Source organism: Umezawaea sp. Da 62-37 (genome assembly GCF_032460545.1).
Classification (GTDB): Bacteria; Actinomycetota; Actinomycetes; order Mycobacteriales; family Pseudonocardiaceae; genus Umezawaea.
This window is the reverse complement of record NZ_CP135965.1, coordinates 3,304,295-3,320,878: the sequence shown is the minus strand read 5'-3', so window position 1 is coordinate 3,320,878 and position 16,584 is coordinate 3,304,295. Positions and strand designations below refer to the sequence as shown.

Sequence of the window (16,584 nt, the reverse complement as noted above, 5' to 3'; positions counted from 1 at the left end):
GGCTTTGCCGACAAGACGTCCTCGCTGCGCGTCGGTAGGGCGGCGGGCGCTCCGCGCCGGATGCGAGGGGGCGGCTGCGCCCGCCGGCGGGGTTTGGTGGCTTTGTTGGTGGTGGGGCGGGTTATCTCCCGCGCGTGGCCGTCTCCGACGGCACATCGTCATTGCCTGGATCTTTGCCGCCTGCGCCTGGTGTTGTTGTCCTGGTGCGCTGAACGGGTGAAGAGGTTCTGCCGGTTGCGCGGGGTGGTGGGGTGGTTGGTGATACTCGCGGGGTGTTGGTGAACCGCTACCGTTTTCGCAGCGTCTGGTTGGTGGACTGTGTGCCGGCTGTGGCGTTCGAGGTGCTTTCCGATCTTGGGAGCTATCCGCTCTGGTGGCCTGAGGTGCGGCGGGCGGTGCGGGTTGATGATCGGTGTGCGGAGTTGTACTGCCGGTCGCTGCTGCCGTACGAGTTGGTGTTCCGGGCGCGGCACAACACCAAGGACGCGGAGCGGGGGTTGTTGGTCGCGGATCTGGTTGGTGATCTGGACGGCACGGTGGGGTGGCGGATCGAGGCGGACGGCGGCGGTGCGCGGTTGGTGTACGAGCAGGTGGTGACGGTGCGGAAGCCGTTGTTGCGCAAGGTGGCGGTGGTGGCGCGGCCGGCGTTGGTGGCGAACCACGAGTTGATGATGCGGCACGGGAAGCGCGGTCTGCGGACGTACCTGGCGGGGTTTCACGCGGGGCGTCGGGTGGGTGACGGATCCCTCTGAGGGTTGAGGGCCGTGGAAGGGGATTTACGAGTCGTTCGACAGGTATGCGGTCCAGCCGCGTGCGGCTCGCAGCAGTGATTCGTGGGGGACGTCGTCGAAGGCGCGCAGCTTCAGGAAGTGCTGCGTGATCGTGAGGCCGAGGATGCCGCTCACGGTGATCAGGGCGCGCAGCTGTGCGTCGTCCCCGTCCAGTGACCGGGCGAGGTTGTCGACGCGTTCGTCGAGGTGGGCCCGCATCGAGTCGGCGGCTTCGGGCACCGTGAGCATGGACCGGATGAGGGCGCTGGTCTCCGGGGGCAGTTCGCGCAGGCGGTTGGTGAGGACTTCCAAGAGGTGCTCTGCGGCGCTGTTGCCGTCGTTGACGGGCAGCTGGACGGCAGTGGTGAACAGGGCCGCTTTCGAGCCGTAGTGCTGCATGACCAGCGAGGCGTCCACTCCCGCCGCGGCGGCGATGCTGCGGATCGTCGCGCCGTCGAAGCCGCGGGCCGCGAATTCCTGTCTGGCGGCGTCGAGGATGCGCTGTGCGGTGCGGGCGCGTTTGGCGTCGCGGGAGGTCTCGGTCACGGCTTCACTCTACAGCTGTTGAGCGAGAGGTGTAGCGTTCTCGCTCAACAGCGGTTGAGCAGATTGTCGCTGGTGGGTGAAGCCAGCAGATCCGTCATGAAGGAGACAGCGATGACTTCTCGGCGAAACGACCCTCCGACGCGCACGGTGGTTCTCGGAGGGGGCGGCACCGTCGGTGTCGCTTGGCAGACGGGTCTGCTGGCGGGGCTGCGCGAAGCCGGTGTGGAGTTGGCGGGGGCCTCGGCGATCGTGGGGACGTCCGCGGGAGCGCTGGTCGGCGCGTTGCTGTCCAGCGGCCGCGACGTCACCGAGGCACTTCCCGTCCTGGCGGCGGTGGGGCGGAAGCTCGACTTCGACAGCCTGGCGGCGGGTTCCGAGCGCTTCCTGGAGGCATCGCGCCAAGCCTGTCTCGCCGCCGACCCGCGGCAGGCGTTGCGGGCGATCGGTTCCGCGGCGCGGGAGGCGACGACCGCGCTCACCGAGGACGACTACCTCGGTCTGCTTGACGTGTTCGACGGTGTCGCCTGGCCTGCTGGGTTCCGGTGCACCGCGATCGACACCGACACCGGCGAACTCGTGGTGTGGGGCGAGGAAGCCGGTGTGCCGCTGCTGCGCGCCGTCGCCGCCAGTTGCGTCGTGCCGATGCTGTTCCCCACCGTCGCCATCGGGGGAGTCCACTACATGGACGGCGGTGTCGTCAGCCACCTGAACGCCACGGCGGCACCGCCGACCAACGTTCTCTTGGTCGTGTCCTGCCTTCCTCTCGGGGCGCCGGATGGCGTGGTCGACAGCGGCCGACCCGCTTCGACCGCCAAGGCGGACGCTGAAGTGGCCCGGTTGCGCGAAACCACGCGGCTGGTGGCCGTGGAACCCGATTTCAGCGGTCTCGAAGCGCCGGTGAAGATGCTGGACCCGGAAACCGCGGGCCGGGCCTTCCACATCGGTAGGCGTCAGGCGGGGCACGAGGCGGCGGCGATCGGGGCCGCGTGGGACTTCTGACGCCCCGCTGGTCGCGCTCGCGTTGAACATCCCTTCGACCACCTGGGAAAACCGGGTCGCGGCGAGGTCGTCGAAAAAAACTTGGAGGAGTTTTGAACCTTTCCCGGTGCCCCTGCGTGTTGTGGGCAATCGGTTGCCGCGCAGGGAGCGAGCAATCATCCAGGGAGGTTCAGCACCATGATGCGTACTCGCGCGGCCTTTTTCGGGGCCGCAACCGTGTTGGGACTGGTGTTCCTGAGCGCCTGCGGCCAGGTCGAGACGTCGGGGAGCGCCAACGCCGCCAACTCCGACACCCAGGGGATCGTCCAGGCCAAGACCGCGTCGCTGAGCGCGGCGACGGTCGGCGGACTGGGCCAAGTGCTCACCGACGCCAACGGGAAAACGCTTTACCGCTTTGACAAGGACATCGCCAGCCCGTCGGTCTCCAAGTGCTACGACGACTGCGCCGTGAAGTGGCCGCCCGCCCTCGCCCCCGGGGGTGAGCTGGAGGTGCAGGGCGTCGACAAGGCGCTGGTGTCCACTGTGGACCGCACCGACGGCGGCAAGCAGCTGACCATCGCCGGGTGGCCGCTCTACACTTTCGCCCAGGACGCCGCCGCCGGTGACGCGAAGGGCCAAGGCGTCGGTGGCACCTGGTTCGCCTCCACCGTCGACGGCAAGAAGGCCGGTGGCGGCCCGGTGCTCGCCACGGCCGTGGTCCCCGGTCTCGGCACTGTGCTGACCAACGGCGCGGGCAACACCGTGTACCGCTTCGACAAGGACGTCGCCAGCCCGTCGACGTCGAACTGCGACGCCGACTGCGTCAAGAAGTTCCCGCCGGTGCTCACCCCGGCCGACGACATCTCCGTGCAGGGCGTGGACAAGGCGGCTCTCGGCGTCCTGGTCCGCCCGGACGGCACCAAGCAGGTCACCGCCAAGGGTTGGCCGCTCTACACCTCCGTCGATGACAAGATCCCCGGTGACGCCAACAGCCAGGGCTTCAAGGACGCGTGGTTCGCCGCGGCGCCGGATGGCCAGAAGGCTTCCGAGAACAAGGAACTGGTGCTCACGACGGCGTCTGTCGGCAATCTGGGAACCGTGTTGACCGACAAGGGCGGTATGACCCTGTACCGCTTCGACAAGGACACCCCCGATCCCTCGACCTCCAACTGCTCCGGGGACTGCGCTGTCAAGTGGCCGCCGGCGCTTGTGACCTCTGACAGCTTCGAGGTTCAGGGGGTCGACAAGGCACTGGTCAGCACGATCACCCGTGCGGACGGGGGTAAGCAGTTGACCGTCGCTGGCTGGCCGCTCTACACCTTCGCCGAGGACAAGATCTGCGGTGAGGCCAAGGGGCAGGGTGTCGGCGGCACCTGGTTCGTCTCCACGCCGGAGGGCAAGAAGGCCGGGGTCTGATCTGCAAGCGAAAAGCCCGCCTGGCGAACCACGCCGGGCGGGCTTTTCCCTTGCGTGGAGAGCTAAACGACCAGGCTGATCAAAGAAGCCATGATGAAGCCGACCACGGACAGCACGGTTTCCAGGACGGTCCAGGTCTGGAGCGTCTCCTTCACCGACAGGCCGAAGTAGCGCGACACGATCCAGAACCCGCCGTCGTTGACGTGCGAGGCGATGATCGAGCCGGACGCGATGGACATGACCAGCAGTGCCAACTGGGGCTGCGAGTAGTTCAGGTCCGCCACCACCGGCGCGACGATGCCGGTGGTGGTCACGATGGCGACGGTGGCGGAGCCCTGGGCGATGCGCATGCCGCAGCTGATGACGTACGCCAGCGCGATGACCGGTAGGCCCATGTCCGCCAGTGACGTGGCCAGCACCTTGCCGACGCCGGTGGCCGACAGCACGGCGCCGAAGAAGCCGCCTGCGCCGACGACGAGCAGGATCATGCCGACCGGGCGGAGGGACTTGCCGGTCAGTTCGGTCAGCTGGTCGCGGGTCATGCCGCGGCGGTAGCCGAGCAGGTAGGTGGCCAGCAGGACGGCGATGGTGAGCGCGACGGCGGGCGTGCCGAAGAACGTGAACACGCCGTAGAGCCGCGAACCCTTGCTCAGCAGGATGCTGCCGAACGTGCCCGCGAGGATCAGCACCAGCGGGATCGCGATGATCCCCAGCACCAGTCCGAGCGAGGGCGGGTTCTTGACGTCGTCGCCGCGGGCTTCCTCGGCGGCGGCCAGCATCTCCTCGGGGACGGGCACGTTGACGCGCTTGGCGATCCACGTGGAGTACAGGATGCCGCCGACGAACCACGCCGGGATGGCGCAGGCCAGGCCCATGATGATGATCCAGCCGAGGCCGACGTGCAGCAGACCGGCGGCGGCCACGGGGCCGGGGTGGGGAGGCATGAACGCGTGCATGACCGACAGGCCGGCGAGCAGCGGCATGGCGTACAGCACGATCGACTTGCCGCCCTGCTTGGCCGCCACGTAGACCAGCGGCGCCAGCACGAAGATGCCGATGTCGAAGAACACCGGCACGCCGAAGATCAGGCCCGCCAGGCCCATCGCGAGCGGCGCGCGCTTCTCGCCGAACGCCTTGAGCAGCGACCCGGTCAGCACCTGGGCGCCACCGGACGCCTCCAGGATGGCGCCGAGCAGGGTGCCGAGGCCGATGATCGACGCGATGTGCCCGAGGATGCCGCCGAAACCGCCCTCCAGCAGCGATCCCGAGGCCTTCTGGGCGGAGCCGACCAGCGTCTCCACGGGCAGGCCCGCGGCGAGCGCCACGAGCAGGCCCGCGATCAGCAGGGCGATGAACGGCTCGACCTTGAACCGGATGATCATGATCAGCAGCAGGGCGATGCTGATCGCGGACAGCGTGAGGAGTCCGCCCGTTTGGTGTTGCAGCCAGTCGATCACTTGGTTCTCCCGTTGTTGCGCAGGGAATGGCCGGGCAGCGCCCCGGTGTGCGTACCGCCGTCGATCACCGGCACCCCGTTGACCAGCACGTACGGGATGCCTCTAGCGGCCTGCCTCGGCTCGTCGAACGTCGCCGTGTCGGCCACCTCGTCCGGGTCGAACAGGACCAGGTCGGCCGCGAACCCCTCGCGCACGAGGCCGCGGTCGGTGAGCCGCAACCGCTTCGCGGCCCGGCCCGTCAGGTGGGAGACGCACTCCTCGAGCCCGAGCACGCCCAGTTCCCGCACATACCGCGCGAGGTAGCGGGGGAACGTGCCCCATGCCCGCGGGTGCGGCCGGTCGCCGACGAGCAGCCCGTCGCTGCCGCCGGTGTGCGCGGGGTGGCGCATGATCGCCTGCACGTTGTCCTCGTGGCCGACGTGCATCAGGCACGAGGTGCCGAGCCGTTCGGCCACCAGCGTGTCGAAGTACAGCGCGGAGGCCGACCGCCCGGCGAACTGCGCCGACGCGGCCACGCTGTGCCCGACCAGGTGGGAGTTGTCGGTGCGGCGCACGCCGTTGATCTCGATGGACTCCCAGTCGACCGGCACGCCGTGGCAGCCGTCCGACCCGGTCTCCTCGATCTCGACCCGGATCTTCTCACGGGTGTCCACATCGGACAGCCGGGCCAGCGTCGCCTCGGGGCCGCCCTCGGTGGCCCAGCTCGGCAGCAGCGCCGACAGGTAGGTCGCGCCGGGCAGGTACGGGTAGGTGTCCAGCGAGATGTCCGCACCGGCCGCGATCGCGTTGTCCAGCAACGTCAGCAGCTCACCCGCGCGGCCCTCGTTGACCGGGAAGTTCATCGTGGCGTGCGCGAGGTGCAGCGGGCAGCCGGAGTCCAGCGACACCTGGACCATCTCCGCGTACGCCTCCAGCGCGCCCGCGCCGTAGCTGCGGTGGTGCGGGCTGTAGTAACCGCCCAGCGAGCCGGTGACCTCGCACAGCCGGACGAGTTCCGCCGTGCTCGCGTACATGCCGGGCGTGTAGGTCAGCCCCGACGAGAGCCCCATCGCGCCTTCCCGCAACGACTGCGCGACCACCGAGCGCATCCGGTCCACTTCGGACTCGGTCGCCGGCCGGTCGTCCCAGCCGACGCACAGCATCCGCACCGTGCCCTGCGGCACCAGGTACGCGGCGTTCACCGCGATGCCCCGGTCGAGCCGGTCGAGGTACTCGCCGACCGACCGCCAGTTCCAGTCGAAGCCCGGAGGATCGTCGTTCCAGCCCGCCAGCTGGCCGCGCAACGTCTCCAGCACCGCGTCGTCCACCGGCGCGTACGACAGCCCGTCCTGCCCGAGCACCTCGCTGGTCACGCCCTGCGACACCTTGGCGAGGTGGTCCGGGTTCGCCAGCACCTGGAGGTCGGAGTGCGAGTGCATGTCGATGAAACCCGGCGCCAGCACGAGGCCGTCGGCGTCGACCGACCGGCCGCCGGACAGCCCCGGCCCGATTCCCGCGATCCGGCCGTCCTGGATCCCGACGTCCGCCCGGTACTCGGGCGCGCCGGTGCCGTCGACGACCCGCGCCCCCTTGAAGACGATGTCCATCCAGGCTCCTAGAAGAAGGTTCGGATGAAGTCGACGACGGTCGTGCCGTCGACGACGGGGATCAGCTGCCACTTGTCGAACACCGTGCACGGGTGGGACAGCCCGAGCCCGATCCAGTCGCCGACCTCGACCCCGTCCTCGGTCAGCGCCAGGAACGCGTGCTGGTCGTTGAGCGCGGTCACCGAAGTGCTCGTCAGCGGCCGTTCCACACCACCGGAGCGCACCACCTGCGGCTCGGGCAGGCCCTCGTCGAACGACGCGTCGCGCTTGCCGATCGTCAGCAGCGCCAGGTCGTCCTGCGGCTTCGACGTGACCTGCGCCCACGCCCGCAGCGCGGACCGGAACGGCTGCTCACCCTCGGTGCGGCCCAACGGCGAGATGCCGCGGTAGAAGCCGTCGTCGTGCGTCACGTACGCGCCGCTGCGCACCACGGGCAGCACCGGCAGGTCCGACGGCCACGGCCGGGTCAGCGCGGCGGCGACCTGGTCGAAGTACGCGCTGCCGCCGACCGTCACGACGACCCGGTCCAGTCCGTCGAACCGGCCCTCGCCGTGCAGTCGCAGAGCCAGGTCGCGCACCGCTTCGAGGTAGGCGTCCACTGTGGACTTCGACTGCTCCGAGCTGTCGTGGGCGAGCGCGCCCTCGTAGCCGCCGACGCCGACCAGCCGCAGCGCCGGGCTCTCCGCGATGGCCCGCGCGACCGCCGAGGCGGTGTCCGCGTCCCGCGCCCCGGTCCGGCCGCCCGTCGCGCCCAGCTCCACCAGCACGTCCACCGGACGGGCCGGGTCGCCCAGGGCCTCGGTCATCGCCTCGACCACGGCCACCGAGTCCGCCCAGCAGATGAACTCGAACGCCGGGTCGGCGGCCAGCTCGTCGGCGAGCCAGCGCAGCGCGGCCGGGTCGACGAGCTCGTTGGCGAGCAGCACCCGGCTCACGCCGAACGCCCGGTACACCCGCAGCTGGCTGGCGTTCGCGGCCGTGATGGCCCACGCGCCGTGGTCGAGCTGGCGGGTGAACAGCTGCGGCGACATGGTCGTCTTGCCGTGCGGCGCCAGCGCGACGCCGTGCCGTTCGCACCACGACTCCATGGTGGCGAGGTTGTGCTCCAGCGCCGCGGCGTCGAGCACCACCAGCGGGCCGATGAACCCGTCGGTGAACAGGTCGAGGCGGCGGTCGGCCACCTCTCCCACGGTGGCCCCGAACGTCGTGCTCGGCAACCCCTTGAAGCGCCAGTCGATGCGTTCCGCGCGCAGCGCGGCTACCGCGGTCCGGTCAATGCTCGCCGAATGCACTTGTCCCGCTCCTCACGTTGCATATTTTGCAACGGCTATTGCGCGATGTGATGCTGAAGTGTGTAACATTCGCTTGCCCCGCCGTCAACGAGCAAGTCCGGAGGAAAGAAGCGGATGAGTTTCGATCAAGCGGGCGGTGTGGTGTGCCTGGGCGAGACGATGGTGGTGCTCGTCCCCGCCGAACAGGGTCCCGCGCACGAGGTCGTGCACTGGACCAGGGCGATCGGCGGTGCCGAGTCCAATGTGGCCTGCCACCTCGCGCGCCTGGGCGTCCCGAGCGCGTGGGTGAGCGCGGTGGGCGCGGACGCGTTCGGCCGCGCGGTGCTCGACGCGGTCGGCGGCACGGGCGTGGACGTCACCGCGGTGCACGTCGACCCGGAACGCCCGACCGGCCTCTACGTCAAGGAGGCCGACGCGGCGGGCAGTCCGGTCCGCTACTACCGGCGGGGCTCCGCGGCCTCGGCGATGGGACCGGAGACGCTGGAGGGCCTCGACCTGACGGGGGTGCGGCTGGTGCACGTCAGCGGCATCACCGCGGCGCTGTCCGACAGCTGCCTCGCGCTGCTGCGGGAAGTCCTCACCAAGCCCCGCGACGGCCTCCTGGTGTCCTTCGACCTCAACTGGCGCCCCGCGCTGTGGCACGACCGCGACCCGGCCGTCCTGCGCGAACTCGCGAACGCCGCCGACATCGTGCTGGCGGGCGCGGACGAGGCCGAGGCGGTGTGGGGGACCGGTGACCCGAGCGCCCTGCGCGAACTGCTGCCCGGCCCGACGAGCATCGTCGTGAAGCTGGGCGAGCACGGCGCGACGCTGGTCGAGGACGACACCCACACCTACCAGCCCGCGCTGCGCGTGGACGTGGTGGAGCCGGTCGGAGCCGGGGACGGCTTCGCGGCGGGCTACCTCGCCGCGCACCTCGCGGGCGACCCGCCCGGCAGGCGGTTGCGCGCGGGCCACCTCCAGGCGGCCGCGGTGCTGCTGACCACCGAGGACGTCGGGGTCCCCCTGCCGTCGCGGGTCACCGAACCGCTGCTCGACGCGGACCCGCCCACGTGGGCGGCCGCGAACCTCAGGGCGGGCAACCTACGGGAGAGCGCATGAGTCAGAGCCTGGACCGCGCGTTGACGCTCGTCGGTGAGCTGGCGACCGGACCCAAGACGCTGGAGGAGCTCTCCGGGGTCGTCGACGTGCACAAGTCGACCGCCCTGCGGCTGCTGCGGACGCTGGAGTCGCACCGGTTCGTGCAGCGCGAGGGCGTGCACCACTACCGGCTCGGCACCGCCCTGTTCGACCTCGCCAACCGGGCGCTGGAGGAGCGGGACGTGCGGCGCAGCTCCGAGGCCGCGCTGCGCGAGCTCAACGCCCTCACCGGGTACACCGTGCACCTGGCCAGCTACGAGGCCGGCGAGGTGATCTACATCGACAAGTACGACAGCACCCACCCGATACGGATGTACTCCCGCGTCGGCCGCCGCGCGCCGCTGCACTGCACCGCCGTGGCGAAGGTCCTGCTGTCGGACCTGCCGGAGGCCAAGCGCCGCGAGGTCGCCGCGTCGATGGAGTACCCGAGGCTGACCGCCAACACGATCACCGACCCGGCCGCGTACCTCGCCGAGCTGGATCGCGTGCGGGAACGGGGTTACGCGCTCGACAACTCCGAGCACGAGGACTTCATCCACTGCGTCGGCGCGCCGATCCGCGGTTCGCGCGGTGAGGTCGTGGCGGCCGTCTCGATGTCGGTCCCCAAGGTGATGCTCGACTTCGAGGGCCTGGTGGCCCTCGTGCCCAGCCTGCTCGCCACCGCGCGGGCGGCGTCCATCGAGTGCGGTTTCACGCCGCGCGACTAGAGAGGTTCCTGCCTTGCCGAAGATCGAGATCAAGACCGAGTCCGCGCCCCGGCCCATCGCGAAGTTCTCGCAGGGCGTCCGCAAGGGCAACGTCCTCCAGGTCGCGGGCCAGGTCGCCTTCGACGCCGAGACCGGCTCGGTCGTCGGCACCACGGTGAAGGAGCAGACCGCCCAGACGCTGCGCAACGTCGGCGCCGTGCTGGAGGCCGCGGGCGCGAGCTTCGACGACGTGGTGATGCTGCGGGTGTACCTCACGGACACGGCGCACTTCGGCGAGATGAACGACGCCTACGGCGAGTTCATGACCGAGCCGTACTCCGCCCGCACGACCGTCTACGTCGGACTCCCCGCGGGCCTGCTGGTGGAGATCGACGCGCTGGCCGTGCTGGGGGACTGAGACGGCGGAACGGGCCACCCCTTCCGGAAGGGGTGGCCCGTTCCGCGTGCGGTTACTGGAAGCGGTGCCAGAAGACCTTGCCGTTGGGGCCGTAGAGCACCAGGTTGCCGTCGTTCTGCACGACGAGCCGGTCGGCCGTCGTCTCCTGCGTGCCGGAGCTCCACACCACCGCGCCCGCGGTGTTGGTGAGCACCAGCCTGCCGTCCTTCAGCGACGCGGCCACCGCGCCGGTGGTCGTGCTGTTGGACGCCCACTGCGCCACACCCGCGGAGGTGTAGAGCACCAGGTTGCCGTCGCCCTGCATGACCAGCACGTAACCGCCGTTGGCGGAGGTCCGGGTCTGGTTGACCGCGAGGGTCTCACCGTCGAGCAGCAGGTCCTGCGCGGGGGCGGGCGCCACGACGATCCCGCTGAACAGCAGCAGGTTCTCGGTGTTGGCGCCGGGGTCGACGATCCGGTTGTACGCCGCCACGCCGACCAGCCGGTCGCGCACCTGCTTCGGCGTCGCGTCCGGGTTGCCCGCCAGGTACAGCGCGGCCGCGCCCGCCACGTGCGGGGTCGCCATCGAGGTGCCGCTGATGGTGTTGGTGGCGGTGTCCCCGGTGCCCCACGCCGACGTGATGTCCACGCCCGGCGCGAAGAGGTCCGTGCAGGAGCCGAAGTCCGAGAAGTACGCCTTGGTGTCGTTGACGTCCGAGGCGTTCACGGTGATCGCCTCGGTGACGCGGGCGGGGGAGTAGTTGCAGGCGTTGTCGGCGAAGTTGCCCGACGCGACGGCGTAGGTGACGCCGGAGGCGATCGAGCTGCGCACCGCGGTGTCCAGCACGGTGTTCGCGCCGCCGCCGAGGCTCATGTTCGCGACGGCGGGCTTGACCTTGTTCGCGGTCACCCAGTCGACGCCCGCCGCGACACCGGCGACCGTGCCGTTCCCGGCGCAGTCCAGCACCTTCACGGCGTGCAGCTTGACGCCCTTGGCCACGCCGTAATGGCCGCCGCCGATCGTGCCCGCGACGTGCGTGCCGTGGCCGTTGCAGTCGGAGTTGTCGGCGTCCACGGCGTTGAAGTCGAACGTCGCCCGGCCGCCGAGGTCGACGTGCGTGGTGCGGATGCCCGTGTCGATGACGTAGGCGTTGACGTTCGTGGCGGTGGACTCGTAGTGGTAGTTGGAGTCGAGCGGCAGCCTGCGCTGGTCGATCCGGTCAAGGCCCCACGACGGCGGGTTCGCCTGGTCGTCCTGCTTCTTCACCACGTGGTTCTGCGCCACGTAGTCGACGGTCGGCTCGGCGGCCAGCTTCTTCGCCCCGGCCTCGGTCATCGCCCCCGCGAAACCCTTGAACGCCGCGGTGTAGCGGTGCTCGACCGTGGCGTTCGCCTTGGCGGCCAACGAATCCGTCTGCGTCGTGACCGCGTCCTGCTTGTACACGACGATGTAGCTGTCCGGGACGGCGTCGGGCCCACCCGCGTCGACGATCTTCCCCTCGGCCGAGGCCGGCGACGCCGTCGCGACGGCGATCGCCATGGCGGCGGCCGTCAAACCGGCCAGCCGCAGTCTCCAAGGCGCGCGAAATTCTGGCATTCCGAGTCCCCCTCGTGCGTAAATTCGGTGTCAGAAAGTCCGCGCGGACGAAGATCGACAGTAGGGGACCGCACCACCGAAGACAATCGTCCGATCAGCGACTTCGCTGCGCCGATCGGGTCAGCTCACGCGTGCCCGTCGCTCCGGACGGTGGAAGGGGTCTCCATCGCACGGCGCAGTCCCGCGCCGAGGGACCGGGTCGCGACGGTCTGCGACCGGTCGCAGATGTCCAGCGCCCGCAGGCGGTAGGCCCTCGACCCCTCGGTCTCGCCGAGGTCGTCGAGCACGGTGCCCAGCAGGATCAGCATCCCCACCAGCGCGGTCGTGCGCAGCTCGTCGGTCATGGCTACGGCCTCCCGCAGCCGGGCCGCCGCGCCCGCCGCGTCACCCTGCGCGTGCAGCGCCGCCCCGAGCTGCACCAGCGTGTCCGCCTCGGTGTGCCGGGCGCCGGTGGCCCTGGCCAGCTCCAGCGCCTCCTCGCAGGCCACGCGGGCCGCGTCCCAGTCCCGCAGCGCGGTCAGGTTCGCCGCCAGCCGCAACAGGTTCAGCGCCACCGCCTCGCGGTCGTGCCCCTCCGGCCGCCGCGCGACGCGGGCGCGGTGGAAGGCGACGCACCTGCGGTGCACCTCGGCCGACTCGGCGTACCGGCCGAACTGGTGCAGCACGATCCCCAGGTTCGACAGGGCGAACTGCGCGGCCACCGGGTCGCCCGCCGCCTCGAACGCCGCCACGGCCCGCTCGGCGAACTCGCGCGACTCCTCCAGCCGCCCCTGCCGCCGTTCGACGGCGGACCGGTAGTACACCGCCCAGGCCTGCTCCGCCGCGTCGCCGGAGTCGACCGCCGCCGCCAGCGCCTCGTGGTGCACCACCAGCGCCGCCTCCTGCTCGTCGAGCAGCACGGACAGCGTCCAGCACAGGAAGTTCAGCTGCACGGCCTCGTCGCGCCTGCTGCCCAGCGCGCGGGCGGCGTCGACGCCGCAGCGGAACACCTCGTGCCACAGCGCGCCGTCCCCGCGCTGATCGGAGTACCAGTGCATCGCCGTCGCCACGTCCAGCACCGTCCGGTGCCGTTCGGCGGCGTGCGCGAGCCGCAGCGCGCCGATCCAGTGCCCCGTCTCCCGCCGCAGCCACGCCCCGGCCCGGTCCTGGTCCTCCGGGCCCGCGTCGGGCCCGAACATCCGCGCCGACGACCGGGCCTCGCTCAGCAGCCAGTCGATCGTCCGCCACCGCGCCTCGTCCACGACCGCCGCCGACTCGTCGGCGACGAGCCGTTCCCGCGCGAACACCCGCACCAGGTCGTGGAACACGTACCGGCCCGCGGTCCCGGACGTCTCCACGAGGCTCGCGTCGACCAGGTCCTCCAACGTCTCCTCGGCCACCAGCGGGTCCACCCCGGCGGCCATCGCGACCAGGTCCGGCCCCACGTCGCCGCCCGGCACCAGCGACATCCGCCGGAACACCAGCGCCGTGGTCGGCCCCAGCTGCTGGTAGGACATCAGGAAGGCCGCGCGCACCCGCAGGTCGCCCGACGTGAGCGCGGTCAGCCGCCTGCTCTCGTCACCCAGCTGCTCCGCCAGGTGCCCGAGGGTCCAGCGCGGCCTGCTCGCCAGCCGGTTGCCCGCGATCCGCAACGCCAGCGGCAGGTGCCCGCACAGCTCGGCGACCCGCTCGGCCGCCGACCGTTCCGCCGCCACCCGGTGCTCACCGGCGATCGCGCCCAGCAGCCGCACGGACTCCTTGCGGGACAACACGTCCAGCGCCAGCCGGGTGCCCGCCTCCAGACCGCCGAGGGTCTGCCTGCTGGTGATCAGCACCAGCGACCCGGAGCCCGTCGCCAGCAGCGGCCGCACCTGCGCCTCGTCGGCCGCGTTGTCCAGCACCAGCGCCGTCGACCGGCTCCGCAGCTCCGCCCGGTACAGCTCGGCGCGCTCGTCCTCGCGGCTCGGGACGCGCTCGTCGGCGACGCCCAGCGTCCGCAGCACCTTGTGCATGACCTCGCCCGGCGGCACCGGCCGCGCGTCCATCCCGCGCAGGTCCACGAACAGGCAGCCGTCCGGGAACTGCTCGGCCAACCGGTAGGCCAGGTGCACCGCGATCGTCGTCTTGCCCGCGCCGGGCGGCCCGTGCACCACGACCACCTCGGTCTGCCGCCCCGCCGTTGCCGCGGCCGTCAGCAGCCGCAGCTCCTCGTCGCGCCCGGTCAGGTCCGGCACGTCCGGCGGCAGCGCCCACGGCGCCGCCGTGACCTGGTGCCGCATCCGGCCCGCCTTCGCGGTGTCCAGCAGCGCCCGCAGCTCAGCGCCGTCCAGGCCCAGCACCACCGCGAGCGCCTCGACCGTCCGCCGCTGCGGCCCCTTCGCCCGGCCGCGCTCCATGTCGCTGATCGCCCGCACGCTCACCCCGGACCCGGCCGCCAGCTCCTCCTGCGTCAGGGCGGAGCGGACTCGGTGGGTGCGGAGCAGGTCGCCGAACGTGGTGGACACCGCCCGGACACTAGCGCGAGACCTCCCGGTGCTACCCGGCAAGCCGTGGTGGGTGGTAGACGTGGAGATCACCACACGGGAGGCAGCGGGATGAAGTGGTACGCGGACGGTGCGGCGCGGTTCGTCCGGCAGGTCGTCGCCGACGTGCTCGCGCTCGGCTGGGTGTGGTTCTGGGTGTGGTTCGCCCTCAACGCGCGCGACGGCGTGCTCAGCGCGCGGGCCCCCGGTGACGGGCTGGTCGACGCGGGCGGCAAAGTGCACGACGCGTTCTCCGACGCCGCGGGCAGCGCGGGGAGGGTGCCGATCGTCGGCGGGGACCTGGCGGGGGCGCTGGGGAAGGGGACCGACGCCGGGACGACGCTGGCGAACGTCGGGCACGCGCAGATCGAGGCGGTCGAGACGGTCGCGCTGTGGGTGGCGGTGGGGCTGATCGCCGTGCCGGTCCTGTTCCTGCTCATCACCTGGCTGCCGCTGCGGGTCCGCTTCGCCCGCCGCGCGTACGCGGCGCGGCAGCTCAGTGCCACCGGGCGTACCGATCTGCTGGCGTTGCACGCGCTGAACACCATGTCGTTGGCTCAGCTGGCGAGGTTTGACCAGGATCCGGTGGAGGGGTGGAGGCGGGGGGATCCGGAAGTGATCGCGGTGCTTGCTTCGCGGCGGTTGGCCCGGTTGGGGATTCGGGGGTAGGGCGGCGTTGCGTTGTGGGTTAGGTGCGTTCACCCCGTGCGCCGAGTGTTCTAGACTTGCCGAACCTTGTCAAGACGATGAAGCTGTCTTGACAAGCTCCGTCAAGCCCAGAGATGGCTTCGGATCGGGGTGGGGGCAAGTCTGGCTGCCGCCAGCATCGGGCTTCGCCCGACTCGGGCATCGGCTGCGCCGACGAGGCCTGGCTCTGGGTTCGGCAGCCGACTCGGCATCCTCGCTTCGCCTAGGACAGGGCATCCGAGCTTCGCCGGACAAAGCAATTCGGGGGCTGGTCAGTACACCGGGCCCGTGTACTTCTCGCCGGGGCCGGCGCCGGGGGCGTCCTGGACCACGGACGCTTCGCGGAATGCCCGCTGCACCGACTGCAGTCCGTCGCGCAACGGTCCGGCGTGCGGTCCGAGGTACTCCAGTGACGACGTGATCAGGCCCGCCAGGGCGGTGATCAGGCGACGGGCCTCGTCCAGGTCCCGGCGGGGGCTGGTCTCCGGGTCCTCGTCGGCGAGGCCGAGGCGTTCCGCGGAGGCGGACAGCAGCATGACCGCGGCCTTGCTGATCACCTCGATGCTGGGCACATCGGAGAGTTCGCGGACGTTCACTTCGGGCTGCTCGGTCACCCGGCCATTGTCGCAAGACGCCCGATCGAGCGTCCGATTCGGGGGTTGACAACCGCGTCTGCTACTCTTTACGGCGCGACCAGCCCTCGTTCGTGCGAGGGCGGCAAGTGGAGCCCCGCTCCCACCCGTGCAGCCGTCAAGGCGGCCGGGTTCCGGTCCCCGCGGAAGGCCACCGTGCCGTTCCGCCTGACGCGTTCGCGCGTTGGTTGAGGGTGATCGGTCGGAGGCGGGCCCCGCACCAGCAATGGTGTCGGGGCTCTTGTTTTTGGCGCACAACGAGTCTCAAAGGACGTGAATGACAAGTCCCTCGAACCGAGGTGCTCCCGCCAGCACCGAGCCGCGCATCAACGACCGCATTCGGGTGCCGGAGGTCCGTCTCGTTGGACCGAACGGCGAGCAGGTCGGGATCGTTCGCATCGAGGACGCGCTCCGACTCGCCCAGGAAGCGGATCTTGACCTCGTAGAGGTCGCCGCGCAGGCTCGGCCGCCGGTTTGCAAGCTCATGGACTACGGCAAGTTCAAGTACGAGAGCGCGCAGAAGGCCCGCGAGTCACGCCGCAACCAGCAGCTGACGGTCATCAAGGAGCAGAAGCTCCGACCGAAGATCGACCCGCACGACTACCAGACGAAGAAGGGCCACGTGGCCCGGTTCCTGTCCGGTGGTAACAAGGTCAAGGTGACCATCATGTTCCGCGGCCGCGAGCAGTCGCGCCCGGAACTCGGTTACCGACTGCTGCAGAAGCTGGCGGAGGACGTCGCCGAGCTGGGCTTCGTCGAGTCCAACCCGAAGCAGGACGGCCGCAACATGATCATGGTGTTGGCGCCGCACAAGACCACGAAGACGCGTCCGCTCAAGCCGGACTACGGCGACGGTGTCGACGTAGCGGCCGAAGAGGACGCGTCAGCACAGAGCTGAT

General features: G+C 70.7%; 15 protein-coding genes. 8 read left to right on the top strand and 7 right to left on the bottom strand.

Annotation, left to right across the window (positions count from 1 at the left end):
- The first annotated feature begins 272 nt into the window (after positions 1-272).
- Positions 273-752: an SRPBCC family protein gene (locus RM788_RS14515; RefSeq protein WP_315932168.1), complete on the top strand. Its 480-nt coding sequence runs from the start codon at positions 273-275 to the stop codon at positions 750-752.
- Positions 753-776: 24 nt separating this feature from the next.
- Here the strand turns inward: RM788_RS14515 and RM788_RS14510 are convergent, their stop codons facing one another.
- Positions 777-1,316, bottom strand: a complete 540-nt coding sequence (locus RM788_RS14510) for a TetR/AcrR family transcriptional regulator (protein WP_315932167.1) — start codon at positions 1,314-1,316, stop codon at positions 777-779.
- 111 nt (positions 1,317-1,427) lie between these two features.
- Between RM788_RS14510 and RM788_RS14505 the strand changes: the two genes are divergently transcribed.
- Together RM788_RS14505 and RM788_RS14500 are read left to right on the top strand one after the other, a co-directional pair.
- Positions 1,428-2,315 carry a patatin-like phospholipase family protein gene (locus RM788_RS14505; RefSeq protein WP_315932166.1) on the top strand — a complete coding sequence of 296 codons (888 nt, stop codon included), beginning with the start codon at positions 1,428-1,430 and terminating at the stop codon, positions 2,313-2,315.
- A gap of 216 nt (positions 2,316-2,531) precedes the next feature.
- The gene (locus tag RM788_RS14500; protein WP_315932165.1) at positions 2,532-3,710 is read left to right on the top strand and encodes a hypothetical protein; all 1,179 of its coding nucleotides are present in this window, start codon (positions 2,532-2,534) and stop codon (positions 3,708-3,710) included.
- Positions 3,711-3,772: 62 nt separating this feature from the next.
- Here RM788_RS14500 and RM788_RS14495 read toward each other — a convergent pair whose 3' ends face one another.
- Genes RM788_RS14495 through RM788_RS14485 form a run of 3 tightly spaced genes read right to left on the bottom strand, consistent with a single transcriptional unit; the run spans position 3,773 to position 8,045 of the window.
- Complete coding sequence (locus RM788_RS14495; protein ID WP_315932164.1) at positions 3,773-5,167, bottom strand: GntP family permease; 1,395 nt, start codon at positions 5,165-5,167, stop codon at positions 3,773-3,775.
- Positions 5,164-6,753: an N-acyl-D-amino-acid deacylase family protein gene (locus RM788_RS14490; protein ID WP_315932163.1), complete on the bottom strand. Its 1,590-nt coding sequence runs from the start codon at positions 6,751-6,753 to the stop codon at positions 5,164-5,166. The genes RM788_RS14495 and RM788_RS14490 overlap by 4 nt, the downstream gene beginning before the upstream one ends.
- Positions 6,754-6,761: 8 nt before the next feature.
- The gene (locus RM788_RS14485; RefSeq protein WP_315932162.1) at positions 6,762-8,045 is read right to left on the bottom strand and encodes an amino acid deaminase; all 1,284 of its coding nucleotides are present in this window, start codon (positions 8,043-8,045) and stop codon (positions 6,762-6,764) included.
- 114 nt (positions 8,046-8,159) lie between these two features.
- Between RM788_RS14485 and RM788_RS14480 the strand changes: the two genes are divergently transcribed.
- From RM788_RS14480 to RM788_RS14470, 3 genes are read left to right on the top strand one after another with little or no spacing between them, the layout of a single operon-like run.
- Complete coding sequence (locus tag RM788_RS14480) at positions 8,160-9,146, top strand: sugar kinase (RefSeq protein ID WP_315932161.1); 987 nt, start codon at positions 8,160-8,162, stop codon at positions 9,144-9,146.
- On the top strand, positions 9,143-9,892 hold the full coding sequence (locus RM788_RS14475) for an IclR family transcriptional regulator (protein ID WP_315932160.1): 750 nt from the start codon (positions 9,143-9,145) through the stop codon (positions 9,890-9,892). Before RM788_RS14480 ends, RM788_RS14475 begins: the two co-directional genes overlap by 4 nt.
- A gap of 13 nt (positions 9,893-9,905) precedes the next feature.
- Positions 9,906-10,289 (top strand): RidA family protein, encoded by a 384-nt coding sequence (locus RM788_RS14470; RefSeq protein WP_315932159.1) that lies wholly within the window; start codon positions 9,906-9,908, stop codon positions 10,287-10,289.
- A gap of 52 nt (positions 10,290-10,341) precedes the next feature.
- On the opposite strand, the gene RM788_RS14465 is transcribed toward RM788_RS14470, so the two are convergent.
- Together RM788_RS14465 and RM788_RS14460 are read right to left on the bottom strand one after the other, a co-directional pair.
- Complete coding sequence (locus tag RM788_RS14465) at positions 10,342-11,808, bottom strand: S8 family serine peptidase (protein ID WP_315932158.1); 1,467 nt, start codon at positions 11,806-11,808, stop codon at positions 10,342-10,344.
- Positions 11,809-11,990: 182 nt separating this feature from the next.
- Complete coding sequence (locus RM788_RS14460) at positions 11,991-14,348, bottom strand: ATP-binding protein (protein WP_315932157.1); 2,358 nt, start codon at positions 14,346-14,348, stop codon at positions 11,991-11,993.
- A 90-nt stretch (positions 14,349-14,438) separates the two neighbouring features.
- Here RM788_RS14460 and RM788_RS14455 point away from each other — a divergent pair, with 90 nt between their 5' ends.
- A complete protein-coding gene (locus RM788_RS14455) occupies positions 14,439-15,035 on the top strand; it encodes a hypothetical protein (protein WP_315932156.1) in 597 nt (198 codons plus the stop codon).
- Between the two features lie 290 nt (positions 15,036-15,325).
- Here RM788_RS14455 and RM788_RS14450 read toward each other — a convergent pair whose 3' ends face one another.
- Positions 15,326-15,667, bottom strand: coding sequence for a recombinase RecA (locus tag RM788_RS14450; protein ID WP_315932155.1), 342 nt, complete (start codon positions 15,665-15,667; stop codon positions 15,326-15,328).
- A 295-nt stretch (positions 15,668-15,962) separates the two neighbouring features.
- Here RM788_RS14450 and infC point away from each other — a divergent pair, with 295 nt between their 5' ends.
- Complete coding sequence (infC, locus tag RM788_RS14445) at positions 15,963-16,583, top strand: translation initiation factor IF-3 (protein ID WP_315932154.1); 621 nt, start codon at positions 15,963-15,965, stop codon at positions 16,581-16,583.
- The last annotated feature ends 1 nt before the right edge of the window (position 16,584 follow it).